This is a genomic window from Rhizobium skierniewicense Ch11, from assembly GCF_023757665.1.
Lineage (GTDB): Bacteria > Pseudomonadota > Alphaproteobacteria > Rhizobiales > Rhizobiaceae > Agrobacterium > Agrobacterium skierniewicense.
This window is the reverse complement of sequence record NZ_RXPG01000002.1, coordinates 89,180-107,911: the sequence shown is the minus strand read 5'-3', so window position 1 is coordinate 107,911 and position 18,732 is coordinate 89,180. Positions and strand designations below refer to the sequence as shown.

The 18,732-nt window shown below is 52.9% G+C and carries 17 protein-coding genes and 1 pseudogene; all 18 read left to right on the top strand.

Annotation, left to right across the window (positions count from 1 at the left end; genetic code table 11):
• Positions 1–321: 321 nt before the first annotated feature.
• The 18 genes and pseudogenes from EKM04_RS01305 (at position 322) to virB10 (ending at position 18,716) form a co-directional block, all read left to right on the top strand.
• Positions 322–1,590, top strand: a complete 1,269-nt coding sequence (locus EKM04_RS01305; protein ID WP_012478062.1) for a cytochrome P450 — start codon at positions 322–324, stop codon at positions 1,588–1,590.
• Between the two features lie 68 nt (positions 1,591–1,658).
• Entirely contained in the window at positions 1,659–2,834 is a 1,176-nt protein-coding gene (locus EKM04_RS01300) for a cytochrome P450 (RefSeq protein WP_065657570.1), read from the top strand.
• Positions 2,835–3,070: 236 nt separating this feature from the next.
• Positions 3,071–3,508 (top strand): VirK family protein, encoded by a 438-nt coding sequence (locus EKM04_RS01295; protein WP_012478064.1) that lies wholly within the window; start codon positions 3,071–3,073, stop codon positions 3,506–3,508.
• A 351-nt stretch (positions 3,509–3,859) separates the two neighbouring features.
• Positions 3,860–3,997 (top strand): transposase, encoded by a 138-nt coding sequence (locus tag EKM04_RS22870; RefSeq protein ID WP_080728825.1) that lies wholly within the window; start codon positions 3,860–3,862, stop codon positions 3,995–3,997.
• A gap of 102 nt (positions 3,998–4,099) precedes the next feature.
• Positions 4,100–4,366, top strand: coding sequence for a hypothetical protein (locus tag EKM04_RS01285; protein ID WP_174066250.1), 267 nt, complete (start codon positions 4,100–4,102; stop codon positions 4,364–4,366).
• Positions 4,367–4,822: 456 nt separating this feature from the next.
• Positions 4,823–7,312, top strand: coding sequence for a two-component system sensor kinase VirA (virA, locus tag EKM04_RS01280; protein ID WP_012478065.1), 2,490 nt, complete (start codon positions 4,823–4,825; stop codon positions 7,310–7,312).
• 819 nt (positions 7,313–8,131) lie between these two features.
• Positions 8,132–8,875: an AcvB/VirJ family lysyl-phosphatidylglycerol hydrolase gene (locus tag EKM04_RS01275; RefSeq protein ID WP_012478069.1), complete on the top strand. Its 744-nt coding sequence runs from the start codon at positions 8,132–8,134 to the stop codon at positions 8,873–8,875.
• A gap of 586 nt (positions 8,876–9,461) precedes the next feature.
• Positions 9,462–10,105: pseudogene (locus tag EKM04_RS01270) on the top strand (IS5 family transposase); the annotation flags it as partial.
• A 246-nt stretch (positions 10,106–10,351) separates the two neighbouring features.
• Positions 10,352–11,071, top strand: coding sequence for a type IV secretion system lytic transglycosylase VirB1 (locus EKM04_RS01265; protein WP_012478071.1), 720 nt, complete (start codon positions 10,352–10,354; stop codon positions 11,069–11,071).
• Between the two features lie 14 nt (positions 11,072–11,085).
• Entirely contained in the window at positions 11,086–11,451 is a 366-nt protein-coding gene (gene virB2, locus EKM04_RS01260; RefSeq protein WP_012478072.1) for a pilin major subunit VirB2, read from the top strand.
• Positions 11,451–11,777, top strand: a complete 327-nt coding sequence (locus tag EKM04_RS01255) for a type IV secretion system protein VirB3 (RefSeq protein ID WP_012478073.1) — start codon at positions 11,451–11,453, stop codon at positions 11,775–11,777. Before virB2 ends, EKM04_RS01255 begins: the two co-directional genes overlap by 1 nt.
• On the top strand, positions 11,777–14,146 hold the full coding sequence (gene virB4 / locus EKM04_RS01250; protein WP_012478074.1) for a type IV secretion/conjugal transfer ATPase VirB4: 2,370 nt from the start codon (positions 11,777–11,779) through the stop codon (positions 14,144–14,146). The genes EKM04_RS01255 and virB4 overlap by 1 nt, the downstream gene beginning before the upstream one ends.
• A gap of 14 nt (positions 14,147–14,160) precedes the next feature.
• Positions 14,161–14,823, top strand: a complete 663-nt coding sequence (gene virB5, locus EKM04_RS01245) for a pilin minor subunit VirB5 (protein ID WP_012478075.1) — start codon at positions 14,161–14,163, stop codon at positions 14,821–14,823.
• 96 nt (positions 14,824–14,919) lie between these two features.
• Positions 14,920–15,807: a type IV secretion system protein gene (locus tag EKM04_RS01240; protein ID WP_012478076.1), complete on the top strand. Its 888-nt coding sequence runs from the start codon at positions 14,920–14,922 to the stop codon at positions 15,805–15,807.
• A gap of 21 nt (positions 15,808–15,828) precedes the next feature.
• A complete protein-coding gene (locus EKM04_RS01235) occupies positions 15,829–16,008 on the top strand; it encodes a type IV secretion system lipoprotein VirB7 (RefSeq protein ID WP_371507047.1) in 180 nt (59 codons plus the stop codon).
• Positions 15,995–16,708: a type IV secretion system protein VirB8 gene (locus EKM04_RS01230; RefSeq protein WP_012478078.1), complete on the top strand. Its 714-nt coding sequence runs from the start codon at positions 15,995–15,997 to the stop codon at positions 16,706–16,708. Before EKM04_RS01235 ends, EKM04_RS01230 begins: the two co-directional genes overlap by 14 nt.
• Entirely contained in the window at positions 16,705–17,586 is an 882-nt protein-coding gene (gene virB9 / locus EKM04_RS01225; RefSeq protein ID WP_012478079.1) for a P-type conjugative transfer protein VirB9, read from the top strand. The genes EKM04_RS01230 and virB9 overlap by 4 nt, the downstream gene beginning before the upstream one ends.
• The gene (gene virB10, locus EKM04_RS01220) at positions 17,583–18,716 is read left to right on the top strand and encodes a type IV secretion system protein VirB10 (RefSeq protein ID WP_173994896.1); all 1,134 of its coding nucleotides are present in this window, start codon (positions 17,583–17,585) and stop codon (positions 18,714–18,716) included. The genes virB9 and virB10 overlap by 4 nt, the downstream gene beginning before the upstream one ends.
• The last annotated feature ends 16 nt before the right edge of the window (positions 18,717–18,732 follow it).

Here is an 18,732-nt window from a genome sequence, read left to right as displayed (position 1 = left end):
GGGACGCCGATCATGAAAGCTATCAGTGTTCAGTGCGATACGTCCGACAAGTCGACATCGTGCTTCCGCCGATCTATGCCCGTCGCAGAAAATTTTTGATCGCCATAGTAAATACCGCCAATGAGGTGCGCGATGGTGACGCGTCACCGATAGCTCGGCAATGACGATTTGATTCGTTCGTTACAGATGAAACCCGATTCTAATGTGTAAGACTATTTTTTGTTGCTACCGTGGGGCGAGAGCAGTCGCATAGGCTAAGCCTTTAAGTCTTATTGCCATTTACGTCGTCTCTCGCGTCGTCTTTGGTGAAGGTATATTGCAATGATTGCGAACAGCTCTTCCGATGTCTCTATGGCCGACCAGAAGTTTCTAAATGTCGCGAAGTCAAATGAAATCGATCCCGACGCCGTTCCTATAAGCAGACTTGATTCTGAAGGTCACAGTATTTTTGCAGAATGGCGACCGAAGCGCCCGTTTCTTCGGAGAGAAGATGGCGTCTTTCTCGTTCTCCGCGCAGACCATATCTTTCTGCTGGGCACCGATCCACGCACCCGGCAAATAGAAACTGAGCTCATGCTGAATCGAGGCGTCAAAGCTGGTGCCGTTTTTGACTTTATAGGTCACAGCATGTTGTTTTCGAACGGTGAAACGCATGGGAAGCGGCGCTCAGGCCTTTCAAAGGCGTTCTCATTCCGCATGGTTGAAGCGTTACGCCCGGAGATTGCGAAGATAACGGAGCGTTTGTGGGACGAACTACAAAAAGTTGACGATTTCAATTTTACTGAAATGTACGCGTCGCAATTGCCTGCGCTGACGATCGCAAGTGTCCTTGGCTTGCCGTCTGAGGACACGCCGTTTTTCACACGACTTGTTTATAAGGTTTCCCGCTGCTTGAGCCCGTCGTGGCGAGATGAGGAATTCGAGGAGATTGAAGCTTCCGCTATCGAGCTTCAGGATTACGTTCGGGGCGTGATCGCGGATAGTGGCCGTCGGATGAGGGATGATTTTCTCTCGCGCTACTTGAAGGCGGTACGGGAAGCCGGAACGCTTTCGCCCATTGAGGAGATCATGCAACTCATGCTTATCATACTCGCTGGGAGCGATACAACGCGCACTGCAATGGTTATGGTGACGGCTCTTGTGCTCCAAAATCCCGCGCTCTGGTCTTCTTTAACTGGCAATCAATCCTATGTCGCAGCCGCCGTGGAGGAAGGGCTCCGATTCGAGCCGCCAGTTGGCTCTTTTCCGCGGTTGGCCCTCGAGGATATCGATCTGGATGGATACGTGTTGCCAAAGGGAAGCCTCCTCGCGCTCAGTGTCATGTCTGGCCTGCGAGACGAAAAACACTACGAGAACCCTCATCTTTTTGATGTTGGGCGTCAACAAATGCGTTGGCACCTCGGGTTTGGCGCGGGAGTTCATCGTTGCCTCGGCGAGACGTTGGCTCGGATTGAATTGCAAGAAGGACTTGGAACACTTTTGCGCCGCGCGCCGAATCTTACGGTGGTAGGTGACTGGCCACGGATGATGGGTCACGGAGGCATCCGGCGCGCCACCGGCATGACGGTCAAATTGAGCGTCGACCGGTGAAGTCAATCCGCGCCGCTCGGGTGGAAGAGAGGCGCGTATCAATATCAAGCATCACTTGGAGATTTCCAATGCCATGTGCGCCAGTGGACGACGTGACGACCATCGATGACCTAACACTCGATCCCTATCCGATTTATCGCAGAATGCGCGTGCAAAACCCGGTGGTACACGTCGCCTCGGTCAGACGGACGTTTCTAACGAAGGCCTGCGATACTAAGATGGTGAAGGATGATCCTTCACGCTTTAGTTCTGATGATCCCAACACGCCGATGAAGCCGGCGCTTCAGGCTCATACTTTGATGCGTAAGGATGGAGTTGAACACGCTCGGGAACGAATGGCCATGACTAGAGCATTCGCACCCAAAGCGATCGCGGAGCATTGGGTGCCGATCTATCGTGACATCGTGAACGAGTATCTAGATCGCCTTCCGCGCGGAGACACCGTGGATCTTTTTGCAGAGATCTGTGGTCCGGTTGCTGCTCGCATACTGGCACATATTCTAGGAATTTGTGAGGCATCAGATGTCGAGATGATCCGCTGGTCGCAACGGCTTATTGACGGAGCCGGCAACTTCGGATGGCGACCCGAGCTCTTTGAGCGATCGGACGAGGCCAATACGGAGATGAACTGCCTCTTCAACGACTTGGTCGAAAAACACCGATCCGCGCCGAACCCCTCGGCTTTTGCGATCATGTTGAATGCACCTGATCCTATACCCCTAAGCCAGATCTATGCCAACATCAAGATCGCCATCGGCGGAGGGGTCAACGAGCCTCGTGACGCTCTCGGCACGATCCTCTATGGATTGCTGACCAATCCGGAGCAACTCGAGGAGGTCAAGAGACAGCAATGCTGGGGGCAGGCCTTCGAGGAAGGGCTGCGCTGGGTTGCTCCGATTCAAGCGAGTTCGCGTCTCGTGCGGGAGGACACGGAAATTCGTGGCTTTATCGTTCCGAAGGGCGACATTGTGATGACTATTCAGGCCTCCGCCAATCGTGATGAAGATGTCTTTGAGGATGGAGAAAGCTTCAATGTCTTTCGCCCGAAGAATGCGCATCAGTCCTTTGGCTCCGGCCCGCATCACTGCCCAGGCGCGCAAATCTCGCGGCAAACCGTCGGCGCGATCATGCTGCCCATACTGTTCGATCGATTTCCGGATATGATATTGCCCCACCCTGAATTAGTGCAGTGGCGCGGCTTCGGCTTCCGCGGGCCCATTAATCTACCTGTGACACTAAGATGATCGAAGCCACTTTCGCTCAGGAGTTATCACGTTAAGGCGCAACTCATAAAAATGCGTCACCGATTACTTGATGCGCACGCTTACTATATCTCAAATCAATTGTCGAACCTCGGTTGAAGTCCATTGTCTACGTCGCGTATATCTCCCGTATTTTGCTTTTGCTGCCGACCGATACCGCTGCGGTTCAATAGTTGCGGAATGTGGTGCTTTCGGATTCACTCAAAAAGGAGTCGCTTATGAAACGTATCAGTACAATCCTTGTCGGCGTATTTTTGGCTGCGCCGGTTTATGCAGCCGACAATATTCATACATTAGGGACGTTGTCTGAAATTGAACTAGCGCTCACTGCCGGAAAGCCGGTGAACGTCACGGTTGATTTAAGTTTGTGTGCTCCCGGGGTGGCCGATACTCCGGCGACGAAAACGCAAGGAGGCATGCGCATAGATGCGTATCGAATAACAACTGACGGCACCCTTGCGTTTGCAGATCAGCACTTCACCATTGACCGTGACGGTAAACCCATAACTCAATTTATTCGTTATCAGATTCGGTCAAACGGTGACGCCGATTTCACGATGGTTACATTCAACATGCCAACATATGAGCGAAAAGGTACCAGCTTGGCCTACAAGTGCGCGATCGACCACGGGTTGAGTTTTCGTACTCCACAGTGATTTTTGCGTCCAATCTGATCCGATGCAAGCCCAAGGTGACGCTTGCAATTACCCACATTTGAGCGTCGCTGCCATTTCGGTTCTGAGGCGAATATCTGTCAGCCGGCTGAGTCCACGCCAGACGACCGTATTTCCCGGAGGAGGATCTGAAGTTCTAGCAAGGTTGCCACCCAAACGAGCGAGTTTGGTGAGATAGAAGTTTAGCGATTCGCAACGAAGCACGACCGCAGAACCACTTACTTCGAAGGCTTCGTATATATCGTTCCTGCAGTGATCTGGCTGCGATGAATGTCGATTCGTCCTGGTGGTAGCATCAGGGATAGTCCTACGACGAAGCATAGGATTTAAGTCATCACGTCTGTTAAATGCCGCCGGCGCTGGCCACGCGAAGACAAAGAGCGCCTCGTCGCTGCCTGCTTTGAGCCGGGCGCAGTTATCTCTGAGATTGCCTGCGCGGACGGTATCAATGTCAGTCAGTCGGAAGCATAGCGATGTAATAATCAAGTTGGGTCGGGACCGACGTGTCCGCGTGGATAGCAACATCGACACGGAAGCACTTGGCCGTATTCTCGATTGCGTGCTGGGGCTGCGATGATCATGGTCCCTGCTGGTGTGAAGGTCTGGCAGGCAACGGGCTCCACCGACATGCGCAAAGGCTTCCCCGGTCTGTCGTTGATCTTGCAGAAAGCACTGATGCCTGACCCGAGGTGTGGGCACTGTTCGTATTATACGGTCGTGGCGGCCAACGACCGACATACTGCATACGGATATCGTTTCGCGACGATCTCCTACAGCCGTCAAAGCTTTCGAGCGCAAGCGCCCATCACGCAAACTCTTCCCGGTTCATCTGTCGCGTGAGCGTGTCGTTATCGCCACCCCTACGAACTGTGCCTGCTGCGAATCCGCCAAACTGTCATAGCTTGGCGAGGATGTTACCGAGACCCTTGGAAGTCATCCGAGATTTGGCGGCGGCAACCTCTGCAAAATGCGTTATGAGCCTGGTTTTTCAGCCACAGACAAGTATCGCGTTCGTGAAAAAGCGCACGCGCGATAGTTCTTTAGCCGCACCTCTGACGCCCCATTTACGGCCGGATCTTTGCCTGACCTTGCAAAGTCGACTCCATCGCCTTACGGCACGAATAACAACGTCGCGTTTCATCGACGTCCCATCAGCCGCTTGTGTGTTCAATTCTTCTCTGTTTCACTTGAAACAAATTGAATAGATATTCCCGCTTTCAAAGCCATTTACAAATCCTCTCGTGCAGCCTAACGCCATTGGCGTGGAACAAGCGTTGGCACGAGGAAGTAAGTGCGATGAACGGAAGGTATTCACCGACGCGGCAGGATTTTAAGACAGGCGCGAAGCCTTGGTCTATATTAGCCCTTATCGTTGCCGCAATGATTTTCGCGTTCATGGCGGTTGCGTCCTGGCAGGACAATGGGACTACCCAGGCAATCCTTAGCCAAATACGATCGATTAACGCTGACAGCGCCTCACTGCAGCGCGATGTACTCCGCGCTCACACGGGCACCGTGGCGAACTACCGCCCCATTATCTCCAGGCTGGGAGCTCTGCGGAAGAATCTGGAAGATTTGAAGCAATTATTTAGGCAATCTCATATTGTAAGTGAGAGCAATGCTGCTCAACTGCTACGCCGGCTAGAAGTGTCTCTAAATTCGGCTGACGCGGCGGTCGCCGCCTTTGGTGCGCAAAATGTCCGCCTGCAAGATTCGCTGGCCAGTTTCACTCGTGCTTTAAGCAATCTTCCAGGAAAGGCCTCAAGCGATCAGACTTTAGAAAAACCAACAGAATTGGCTAGCATGATGCTCCAATTTCTTCGGCAACCAAGCCCGGCTATTTCATTCGAGATCAGCCTTGAACTAGAGAGGCTCCAAAAACAACGCGGTCTCGATGAAGCTCCCGTGCGCATACTTTCGCGTGAAGGTCCCATTATCTTATCGCTTTTGCCACAGGTGAACGATCTGGTGAACATGATTCAGACGTCTGACACCGCAGAAATTGCGGAAATGTTGCAGCGTGAGTGTTTGGAGGTCTATAGCTTGAAAAATGTGGAGGAGCGGAGCGCACGTATCTTTCTTGGGTCCGCTTCAGTGGGTCTTTGCCTGTACATCATCACCTTAGTCTATAGGCTACGCAAAAAAACCGATTGGTTAGCGCGGCGTTTAGATTACGAAGAGCTAATCAAAGAGATCGGAGTATGTTTTGAAGGTGAGGCGGCCACTACGTCGTCCGCGCAAGCTGCACTTGGTATTATTCAGCGCTTCTTTGATGCCGATACGTGCGCGTTAGCTCTAGTGGACCATGACCGTAGGTGGGCTGTCGAAACATTCGGTGCGAAGCACCCAAAACCCGTGTGGGACGACAGGGTGCTACGCGAAATAGTCTCTCGTACCAAAGCGAACGAACGGGCGACGGTATTCCGCATCGTATCGACGCAAAAAATCGTACATTTGCCTCCCGAAATTCCAGGTCTTTCGATACTACTGGCTCACAAATCCACAGATAAACTAATTGCGGTTTGTTCACTGGGTTACCAAAGCTATCGCCCTCGACCTTGCCAAGGCGAAATTCAGCTTCTTGAACTCGCCACCGCCTGCCTCTGTCACTATATCGATGTTCGGCGTAAGCAGACCGAATGCGACGTTTTGGCCAGACGATTGGAGCATGCGCAACGCCTTGAGGCAGTTGGTACACTTGCCGGCGGAATAGCACATGAATTTAATAACATTTTGGGGTCAATCCTCGGGCACGCAGAATTGGCGCAAAACTCGGTGTCTCGAACATCTGTCACCCGAAGATACATTGACTATATCATTTCGTCAGGCGACAGAGCCATGCTCATTATCGATCAGATCTTGACGCTGAGCCGAAAACAAGAGCGCGTGATCAAGCCATTTAGTGTCTCAGAGCTTGTGACCGAAATCGCTCCCTTGCTACGTATGGCTCTTCCCCCAACCATCGAGCTTAGTTTCAGATTTGATCAAATGCAGAGCGTGATCGAAGGAAGCCCGCTTGAACTTCAACAGGTACTAATTAACCTCTGCAAGAATGCTTCCCAAGCCATGACTGCAAATGGTCAAATCGACATCTTCGTCGGCCAAGCTTATTTACCAGCTAAGAAAATTCTGGCGCATGGTGTTATGCCACCTGGCGACTATGTTCTACTATCTGTCAGCGACAATGGTGGAGGCATTTCAGAGGCTGTGCTACCCTACATTTTTGAACCCTTCTTTACGACACGTGCTCGCAACGGTGGAACGGGTCTCGGCCTTGCTTCTGTGCATGGTCATATCAGCGCGTTTGCAGGTTACATCGACGTTAGTTCAACTGTTGGGCATGGGACGCGCTTTGACATTTATCTCCCTCCGTCTTCTAAGGAGCCCGTCAATCCCGACAGCTTTTTCGGCCGCAATAAGGCACCGCGTGGAAACGGGGAGATTGTGGCACTTGTTGAGCCCGATGACCTCCTGCGGGAGGCGTATGAAGACAAGATCGCCGCTCTGGGATATGAGCCGGTCGGTTTTCGTACCTTTAGTGAAATTCGCGATTGGATTTCAAAAGGCAATGAAGCCGATCTGGTCATGGTCGACCAAGCGTCTCTTCCTGAAGATCAAAGTCCTAATTCCGTGGATTTAGTGCTCAAGACCGCCTCCATCATCATTGGCGGAAATGATCTCAAAATGCCCCTTTCAAGGGAGAATGCGACCAGGGACCTTTATCTGCCGAAGCCGATATCGTCCAGAACTATGGCGCATGCAATCCTAACCAAAATCAAGACGTAGAGTTGCGACGTATCAGGACTGGGCAATCAGATTTCGGTTCGGTGGAGCGCGACAGGGGAACTACATGAAAGATCGAACGGCATAGGTTCAATGGATCAAGCCGGGCGAGGCGGCTTGATTTGTCCGATCAGGTCCGGTCGTTTGGTTGAAAGGATTTGCGCACCAACTATGACACCACCATCATTGGTGCCAGCAGATTGAAGTAGGCCTGAACCGGTGCGGTCAAAAATCGGGGTGGACGTCGGCTATTGTACAGGTCAGATTGCTGCCAAATGCCGACGCGGGAATTGGGCACGGTGTCGTAAGCGTGGACAGAGATTACCTCGTCGTTGATCGAACACGAGAGCCATCTGACGAACACCTTATGCCGCCACCCATTAACATCCACTGCGATTCTCGTCTTCTTCAGCACGAGCATGAAGTCTCAAGAAGTAAACTTCGAGCGTTGGTCAGCCTATAAGATGAGTTCGCCAGAAAGGGCAGGCGTTCGCGCCTCCCTCAATGCAGAAGGCTACTTCCATTGTGGTCGGCAACTGCCAGGATGGGAACTCTCCCGATAATCCAACCAACGACAGCGCAGTGGTAAACAGAGCCACCCCATCAGGAATATCGCCCATTCCGTCATCAGCGTGGTGACGTGCATCAGGCGCGCTTGTTGCAGAACTTTAAGTGCTTCTTTCGATTCGAGATCTCAGCAAAAGTTCTCCGCAAACCTTCACCGCGGGCTTACGTGTCTTTTGTAACAAATTGCGACGCAGTTGATATCCACTTGAAACATTAGTCCGAAATTATCGAGATCTCCGCTGATAAGGTATCGAAATGGCGATAAAATTGGTATTGATACTCGTATTCACACTCTTTCCCGCGGCAGACGCTGCATATGCGAATGACCGCGCCAACGGTTTCATGTGGTCAAACGGGGGCGAAACTGGAGTGAGGCTTCCTCTTCGGGTGTTCAATGCCAAGCCAGCCAAGAACACGGTGGCGATCATTTATTCCGGAGACGCTGGATGGCAAAATATCGATGAGGCGATTGGTACCTATCTGCAGACGGAAGGGATTCCTGTCATTGGCGTCAGTTCACTTCGGTATTTCTGGTCGGAGCGGTCTCCAAGCGAAACTGCTAAGGATCTTGGTCACATAATCGATGTCTACACCAAGCATTTCGGTGTGCAGAATGTTTTACTTGTAGGATATTCTTTCGGCGCGGACGTCATGCCAGCAAGCTTCAATAGGCTTACGCTTGAGCAAAAAAATCGGGTTAAGCAAATCTCTCTCTTGGCATTGTCACATCAAGTCGACTATGTCGTCTCATTTAGGGGCTGGCTCCAACTCGAAACGGAAGGTAAGGGCGGCAATCCTCTGGATGATCTCAGATCCATTGACCCTGCAATCGTCCAATGCATGTACGGGCGCGAAGACCGTAATAATGCTTGCCCATCTCTCCGACAGACCGGCGCAGAGGTGATAGGCTTCAGCGGAGGCCATCACTTTGATAATGATTTCAAAAAACTGTCTACGCGCGTCGTCTCAGGCCTCGTGGCACGCCTAAGTCATCAGTAATCTTTAGTTCCTGCACCGCTTTAGTATTGACTGGGATAGCGACGCCTGTGATGCAGACATCGGATATTGTGTCGTTAAGTAAAAGGCCTTCGTCTGATCGCGAGACTCGCTAGTGGTTTTCAGGTGAGTGAGATGTTTTGCCGCAAGTTGCGCTGAGATCGCATCTGCCTGCGGCTGCCGCACCTCCAGATTGGCAGCAACAAGATCATCCTTCAAGGGAAGATGCCTATAACGCATGTGTTGACGACTTTCGCCTCGTGAATGATCCGGTCTGTTCCCGACAGTGGGATGCCGTCGCGATAGAGCAGGCTCTCGCGCCAGGAGGAATTTCTCCGATATGACTTCTCTCCTTCTACGTGCCCAAAGCAGCAACGAAATCATCTATCGCGGCCAAAAGAGCGGTCATGTGAAAGCACCCTTGCCAGTCAATTCCCTGGCCAAGGTCAGCACGGCGATACTGCGAGGTGTTGCTACACCACGGAGGCGATCTAGAAGGACGATTTCATCATTTAGGCCGCACACTCATAAATCAGGTTTGCAAATCGGTCTGATTTTGATTCATTGAGGCTTGACTTGGAGGCCACTGATAACCCGTCCCCGCTTTGATGTCACCGATTTCGAATGGACTGTTGTTCAGTCCTTTGTTCCCAAATAAGCCGCGTCGCGTGCCGCGCGTTGACGCGGGTGATCAATGTCATCTTGTGGCGCTTCCGGACGGGCCCGCCCTGGGCAGACGTTCCTGATCGATACGGTTCCTGTACAACCTGCTACAATCGCTTTGTACGATGGCGTGAGGCAGACGTCTGGGATCATATTCTGAGTGTGATTTCCAAGGCTTTCGATAGAATGTCGTCATGATTGACAGTTCCTGTGTCCGCGTCCACCAACATGCGGCGACGGGAAACAGCGGGATCAAGACGATGGCTGTATGGGACGTTCCCGTGGCGGTTTGACCACCAAGATTCACGCTGTTGTCGATGCCGACGGTTGACCGATCCGTCTTGCGCTGACAGCGGGTCAAGCCCATGACCGCCGCATGACCGAAACATTTTTACAAATAATCGCTTAGAGTGCGTTTCTGCTGGCGGACAAGGCATATGATACCAACGCGATAAGAGCATTTGCAAAGCGCAAGCAGGCATGGGCCAATATTCCTGCCAAGAGCAATCGGAAGGAAGCTTCCCGTTCATCGAATGGGTTTACAGACAGCGTAACCTCGCCGAGCATTTTCGTTCTGAGCCTGACCTGACCAACTGCGGCCTGAATAGGTCGATCCGGTTGCTTAGTCATGGATGCGCGGTTCTCGGTCCATGTTGCGTTCCAAGACGCCGGGCGAGGTTTCTCGCTTCAATTGAAATCATAAAGAAGCAATTGAAAATTTTCGAGTAACCGACCCTCCCGATAATCTTCAACATAAAACAACGCACTTCTTCCAACGGGAGAGGCGGTGTTAGTTGCGAGCTAAGGAGATAAGGTATGCTTAAGAGATCGGGGTCGCTTTCTCTTGCCTTGATGGTCTCCTTCTGTTCGTCGAGCCTTGCCACGCCACTCTCATCTGCTGAGTTTGACCATGTTGCTCGCAAGTGTGCCCCATCAGTTGCGACATCTACGCTTGCGGCGATAGCTAAGGTGGAGAGTCGCTTTGATCCTTTAGCGATTCATGACAACACGACCGGCGAAACGCTTCACTGGCAAGATCACAGCCAAGCAACCCAAGTCGTCAGGCACCGTCTCGATGCACGGCATTCGCTGGATGTTGGCCTCATGCAAATAAACTCTCGAAATTTTTCTATGCTCGGTCTGACACCTGACGGTGCGCTCCAGGCGTGCACATCATTATCTGCCGCTGCAAACATGCTGAAAAGTCGTTATGCAGGCGGCGAAACGATTGACGAGAAGCAATTTGCGCTTCGTCGGGCGATCTCCGCTTACAACACCGGTAATTTCATCGGCGGTTTTGCAAACGGCTACGTGCGAAAAGTTGAAACAGCTGCTCAATCGCTGGTGCCCGCGTTAATCGAGCCTCCAAAAGACGATCACGAGGCGCTAAAATCCGAAGAGACGTGGGATGTTTGGGGGTCATATCAGCGCCGCTCACAGGAGGATGGCGCTGGCGGTTTAATCGCTCCGCCACCGCCACACCAGGACAACGGCAAATCCGCAGACGACAATCAAGTCTTATTCGACTTATACTAAGGAGGTGCGCATTGATGCGATGCTTTGAGAGATACCGTTTACATCTAAATCGCCTCTCGCTCTCGAATGCGATGATGCGCGTGATATCGAGCTGCGCCCCAAGCTTGTGCGGTGCAATTGCATGGAGCATTTCCTCATCCGGACCCGCCGCAGCGCAATCTGCGGGTGGCGGCACTGACCCCGCCACAATGGTTAACAATATATGCACGTTTATCCTTGGTCCGTTCGGCCAGTCACTCGCTGTTCTCGGCATTGTCGCTATCGGGATCTCCTGGATGTTCGGGCGGGCTTCGCTTGGGCTGGTTGCCGGCGTCGTCGGCGGCATTGTTATCATGTTTGGGGCGAGCTTCCTCGGCCAAACGCTCACTGGCGGTAGTTGATGGCTGATCGTTTGGAAGAATCGACCCTTTACCTCGCAGCCACACGGCCCGCATTGTTTCTTGGGGTGCCACTGACATTGGCAGGGTTATTCATGATGTTCGCCGGCTTTGTCATCGTTATCGTTCAGAACCCGCTCTACGAAGTCGTTCTCGTGCCGTTATGGTTTGCAGCCCGGCTCATCGTGGAGCGAGACTACAATGCGGCGAGCGTCGTCCTGCTATTTTTGCGGACCGCGGGAAGAAGCATTGATAGTGCAGTTTGGGGGGGCGCTACTGTTAGCCCAAATCCAATTAGGGTTCCCCCACGAGGGAGAGGAATGGTGTGATGCTCGGCGCGAGTGGAACGACCGAAAGATCCGGTGAGATCTATCTCCCTTATATTGGCCACCTCAGCGACCATATCGTCCTTCTTGAAGACGGATCGATCATGACCATTGCGAGAATTGATGGCGTTGCATTCGAGCTTGAGGAAACTGAAATGCGCAATGCGCGTTGTCGTGCGTTCAACACGCTGTTGCGCAATATCGCTGATGATCATGTGTCAATATATGCTCACCTCGTACGTCATGCCGACGTGCCATCATCGGCGCCGCGACACTTCCGTAGTGTTTTCGCCGCTAGCCTGAACGAAGCTTTTGAACAGCGCGTGCTCTCCGGCCAACTCCTCCGCAATGAACACTTCCTTACGTTGATTGTCTACCCACAGGCGGCTTTAGGGAAGGTAAAGAGGAGGTTCACCAAGCTAAGCGGAAAAAGGGAAAACGATCTCACGGGCCAGATCAGGAACATGGAAGATCTTTGGCATGTTGTCGCTGGCTCTCTTAAAGCGTATGGCCTGCATCGTCTTGGCATCCGCGAGAAGCAGGGTGTGCTCTTCACCGAAATTGGCGAAGCGCTACGGTTGATCATGACTGGTCGGTTCACACCGGTTCCGGTCGTCAGCGGCTCACTCGGCGCTTCGATTTATACCGACAGAGTCATTTGCGGCAAGCGAGGACTCGAGATCAGAACGCCAAAAGACAGTTACGTTGGATCCATCTATTCGTTTCGCGAATACCCTGCAAAAACACGGCCGGGCATGCTCAACGCGCTGCTATCCCTCGATTTTCCACTTGTTCTCACGCAGAGTTTTTCGTTCCTGACTCGCCCGCAAGCGCACGCGAAACTTAGCCTCAAATCGAGCCAGATGCTGAGTTCCGGCGATAAAGCCGTGACTCAAATCGGCAAATTATCCGAGGCTGAGGACGCACTTGCGAGCAACGAATTCGTTATGGGCTCACATCATTTGAGCCTTTGCGTCTATGCAGACGATCTCAATAGTCTTGGGGACAGGGGCGCGCGGGCTCGGACACGAATGGCGGATGCAGGTGCCGTGGTTGTCCAAGAAGGTATTGGTATGGAAGCGGCCTATTGGTCCCAATTGCCGGGGAATTTTAAGTGGCGCACACGCCCTGGCGCAATCACTTCACGCAATTTCGCAGGGTTTGTCTCTTTCGAAAACTTTCCAGAGGGCGCCAGCTCAGGCCACTGGGGCAACGCGATTGCCCGATTTCGTACCAATGGCGGAACGCCTTTCGACTATATCCCGCATGAGCACGATGTTGGCATGACGGCAATATTCGGGCCTATCGGGAGGGGTAAGACGACGCTCATGATGTTTGTTCTAGCCATGCTCGAACAGAGCATGGTCGACCGTGCAGGTACGGTCGTGTTCTTTGACAAGGACCGGGGTGGCGAATTGCTGGTTCGCGCCACAGGAGGAACATATTTGGCACTTCACAGAGGCACACCCAGCGGGTTGGCGCCGTTGCGTGGCCTAGAAAACACAGCAGCCTCACACGATTTTCTGCGCGAATGGATCGTGGCTCTCATCGAGAGTGATGGTCGGGGTGGGATTTCTCCGGAAGAGAACCGCCGTCTGGTCCGTGGTATCCATCGTCAGCTCTCGTTTGATCCACAAATGCGTTCAATCGCGGGGTTACGTGAATTTTTGTTGCATGGGCCCGCCGAAGGCGCAGGAGCGCGGCTCCAACGCTGGTGCCGGGGCCATGCGCTTGGCTGGGCATTTGACGGCGAAGTTGACGAAGTAAAGTTAGATCCGTCGATTACCGGCTTCGACATGACGCATCTTCTCGAATACGAGGAAGTATGCGCTCCCGCTGCAGCATATCTCCTGCATCGGATTGGAGCCATGATCGACGGCCGCCGTTTTGTGATGAGCTGCGATGAGTTTCGCGCCTATTTGTTAAACCCTAAATTTTCGACTGTCGTCGACAAATTCCTCCTGACCGTTCGAAAAAACAACGGGATGCTAATACTGGCAACGCAGCAACCAGAGCATGTTCTGGAATCGCCGCTAGGAGCCAGCTTGGTTGCGCAATGTATGACGAAGATTTTCTATCCATCACCAACCGCAGATCGATCGGCTTATGTCGATGGACTGAAATGTACCGAAAAGGAATTTCAGGCGATCCGTGAAGACATGACGGTCGGCAGCCGTAAGTTTCTTCTTAAACGAGAAAGTGGAAGCGTCATCTGCGAATTTGATCTGCGGGATATGCGTGAATATGTCGCCGTGCTTTCGGGGCGTGCCAACACGGTGCGCTTTGCAACTCGACTACGCGAGGCACAAGAAGGCAACTCATCTGGCTGGCTCAGCGAATTCATGGCCCGTCACCACGAGGCAGAAGATTGATAAGGTAGGAAACGATGAAGACGACGCAACTTATTGCAACAGTTTTGACCTGCAGCTTTCTATATATTCAGCCCGCGCGGGCGCAGTTTGTTGTTAGCGACCCGGCAACGGAGGCTGAGACGCTCGCGACTGCGCTCGCGACTGCGGAGAATCTCACTCAGACTATAGCGATGGTTACGATGTTGACGTCGGCCTACGGCGTTACTGGACTACTGACTTCGCTCAACCAGAAAAATCAGTATCCTTCGACGAAGGACCTAGACAATGAAATGTTTTCGCCGCGAATGCCAATGTCGACCACGGCACGTGCGATCACCAGCGATACAGATCGTGCAGTCGTGGGTAGTGATGCTGAAGCGGACCTGTTGCGATCGCAGATCACCGGTTCCGCAAACAGCGCTGGCATTGCGGCTGACAATCTGGAAACGATGGACAAACGCTTGACGGCGAATGCTGATACGTCTGCTCAGCTTTCCCGATCTCGCAATATCATGCAGGCAACCGTGACCAATGGTTTGCTTCTCAAGCAGATCCATGACGCAATGATTCAAAATGTACAGGCGACAAGCCTATTAACGATGACTACCGCGCAGGCCGGCCTTCACGAGGCGGAAGAGGCGGCCGCTCAACGCAAGGAGCATCAAAAGACCGCTGTCATCTTTGGTGCCCTCCCCTAAGGCTGGGCGATTTGTTCATCCGCCCGCATCCTCGCCGAATGCGAGCTCATTTTATCCAACATTATGCGACAAACCAGTCAAGTTCAGGTCCAATCGATGAATTTCACGATTCCGGCGCCGTTTACGGCCATTCATACGATCTTCGATGTAGCCTTCACGACAGGCTTGGACTCGATGCTTGAGACTATCCAGGAGGCGGTGAGTGCGCCATTGATCGCCTGTGTCACTCTTTGGATTATTGTTCAGGGTATTTTAGTCATACGCGGCGAAGTCGATACCCGTAGCGGTATCACTCGGGTGATCACGGTCACCATCGTTGTTGCTCTAATTGTTGGGCAGGCTAACTACCAAGACTATGTGGTTTCCATCTTCGAAAAGACGGTCCCAAACTTTGTTCAGCAGTTTAGTGTAACCGGCTTGCCTCTGCAGACTGTTCCGGCACAGTTGGATACAATGTTCGCCGTGACCCAGGCCGTTTTTCAGAAAATCGCATCCGAAATCGGTCCGATGAACGACCAGGACATCCTTGCTTTCCAAGGGGCACAGTGGGTCCTTTACGGCACGCTCTGGTCTGCCTTCGGAGTTTACGACGCCGTTGGAATTCTCACGAAAGTGCTTCTCGCGATCGGGCCTCTGATCCTCGTCGGATATATTTTTGATCGCACGCGGGACATCGCAGCTAAGTGGATCGGGCAACTTATCACCTACGGTCTCTTGCTTCTCCTCTTAAACCTCGTGGCAACGATCGTCATCCTAACCGAAGCGACTGCGCTCACCCTTATGCTTGGTGTAATCACCTTCGCCGGTACGACCGCGGCCAAGATCATTGGTCTTTACGAACTCGATATGTTTTTTCTGACAGGGGATGCGCTCATTGTCGCTTTGCCGGCGATCGCCGGCAACATTGGAGGCAGTTACTGGAGCGGCGCAACCCAATCTGCCAGCAGCTTGTACCGTCGCTTCGCTCAGGTTGAGCGAGGCTAGGTCGCGCAAAAATTCGCCTCAATGGAGAATTCTATGAAGTATTGCCTGCTGTGCCTAGTTGTCGCTTTGAGCGGCTGCCAGACAAACGACACATTAGCGAGCTGCAAAGGCCCGATCTTCCCGCTGAATGTGGGGCGATGGCAGCCTACTCCGTCAGATCTTCAGCTCGGCAATTCGGGTGGACGCTATGACGGGGCCTGAATATGCCATGCTAGTGGCGCGCGAAAGCCTTGCCGAGCACTATAAGGAAGTAGAAGCCTTTCAAACCGCGCGAGCGAAATCGGCGCGACGTCTCTCCAAACTCATTGCAGCTGTCGCAGCTATCGCGATTTTGGGAAATGTTGCTCAAGCGTTCGCTATAGCCACAATGGTGCCGTTGAGCAGGCTTGTGCCCGTATATCTATGGATACGGCCGGACGGCACCGTTGACAGCGAGGTGTCTGTCTCGCGATTGCCTGCAACTCAAGAGGAGGCCGTCGTTAACGCCTCATTGTGGGAGTATGTTCGCCTGCGCGAGAGTTATGATGCCGATACCGCTCAGTACGCCTACGACCTGGTATCGAACTTCAGTGCCCCAACAGTGCGCCAGGATTACCAGCAATTCTTCAACTATCCCAATCCCAGTTCGCCTCAAGTCATTCTTGGCAAACGCGGCAGGGTGGAGGTCGAGCACATCGCTTCAAATGATGTAACTCCAAGCACGCAGCAAATTCGCTATAAAAGGACCCTCGTCGTTGACGGCAAAATGCCGGTGGTGAGTACGTGGACCGCGACAGTTCGCTACGAAAAGGTGACCAGCTTGCCCGGCAGATTGAGACTGACCAACCCGGCAGGTCTGGTTGTCACCTCCTATCAGACATCGGAAGATACCGTTTCAAACGTAGGCCACAGCGAACCATGATCAGAAAAGCACTTTTCATTTTAGCATGTTTATTTGCCGCTGCGACTGGTGCGGAGGCTGAAGACACTCCAATGGCGGGCAAGCTAGATCCGCGCATGCGTTATTTGGCTTACAATCCCGATCAAGTGGTGCGCCTCTCGACGGCGGTTGGAGCTACTTTGGTCGTCACATTCGCCACGAACGAAACGGTGACAGCGGTTGCCGTTTCAAATAGCAAAGATCTAGCAGCCCTACCGCGGGGAAATTATCTATTTTTCAAGGCAAGCCAGGTCCTCACGCCTCAGCCAGTAATCGTGCTAACCGCAAGCGACTCCGGGATGCGCCGTTATGTTTTCAGTATAAGTTCCAAGACTCTGTCCCACCTCGATAAAGAGCAGCCCGATCTCTATTACAGCGTCCAATTCGCCTACCCCGCCGACGATGCGGCGGCTCGGCGAAGGGAGGCACAACAGAAGGCTGTTGTGGACAGACTACACGCGGAAGCACAATATCAACGGAAAGCTGAGAATTTATTGGATCAGCCTGTCACAGCCCTTGGTGCGGCGGACAGTAATTGGCACTACGTCGCCCAAGGCGATCGTTCGCTGTTGCCACTCGAAGTCTTCGACAATGGATTTACGACGGTATTCCACTTTCCGGGCAATGTACGCATACCCTCCATCTACACCATCAATCCTGATGGCAAGGAAGCTGTTGCCAACTATTCAGTTAAAGGGAGCGATGTCGAGATTTCTTCGGTCTCCCGAGGTTGGCGTCTGAGGGATGGCCACACAGTCCTATGTATCTGGAATACCGCTTACGATCCCGTTGGCCAAAGGCCGCAAACGGGCACGGTGAGGCCCGATGTGAAACGCGTCCTGAAGGGGGCGAAGGGATGAATAACGATAGTCAGCAAGCGGCACATGAGGTTGATGCATCTGGATCCCTGGTCTCCGACAAACATGGCCGGCGTCTTTCGGGGTCTCAGAAATTGATCGTCGGAGGTGTCGTTCTCGCGTTATCATTAAGCCTCATTTGGCTAGGTGGGCGCCAAAAGAAGGTGAATGAGAACGCATCGCCGTCAACTTTGATCGCAACAAACACCAAGCCATTTCATCCAGCTCCGATTGAGGTGCCGCCGGATCCTCCAGCGGTTCAAGAGGCTGTTCAGCCTGCTGCTCCTCTACCGCCGAGGGGCGAACCGGAGCGGCATGAGCCACGGCCGGAAGAAACACCGATTTTTGCATATAGCAGCGGCGATCAAGGGGTCAGCAAACGCGCCATTCAGGGCGACACGGGCCGAAGACAAGAAGGCAAGCGTGACGACAGCTCGTTGCCGAATGGCGAAGTGTCCGGCGAGAACGATTTGTCGATACGTATGAAACCCACCGAGCTGCTGCCCAGCAGGGCCACGCTGTTGCCGCACCCCGATTTTATGGTAACGCAAGGGACAATAATTCCGTGCATCTTGCAAACCGCAATCGACACAAATTTGGCAGGCTATGTAAAGTGTGTCTTGCCTCAGGATATTCGTGGAACAACGAACAATATCGTGCTTCTTGATCGTGGCACCACCGTTGTTGGCGAAATACAGCGTGGCTTGCAACAGGGAGACGGGCGCGTTTTTGTGTTGTGGGATCGCGCCGAGACACCTGACCATGCGATGATCTCGTTAACATCGCCAAGCGCGGACGAACTCGGTCGCTCAGGATTGCCGGGCTCGGTCGACAGCCACTTCTGGCAGCGTTTTAGCGGAGCTATGCTCTTGAGTGTTGTTCAAGGCGCCTTCCAGGCAGCTAGCACCTACGCCGGCAGCTCGGGTGGCGGGATGAGCTTCAACAGCTTTCAAAATAACGGTGAGCAGACAACTGATACGGCCCTTAAGGCAACCATCAACATACCGCCAACCCTGAAGAAGAATCAGGGTGACACCGTTTCCATTTTCGTAGCACGGGACCTCGATTTCTTTGGTGTTTACCAGCTCCGCCTGACTGGCGGCGCCACGCGGGGGAGGAACCGCCGCTCTTAATGAATTCAAATTTCCG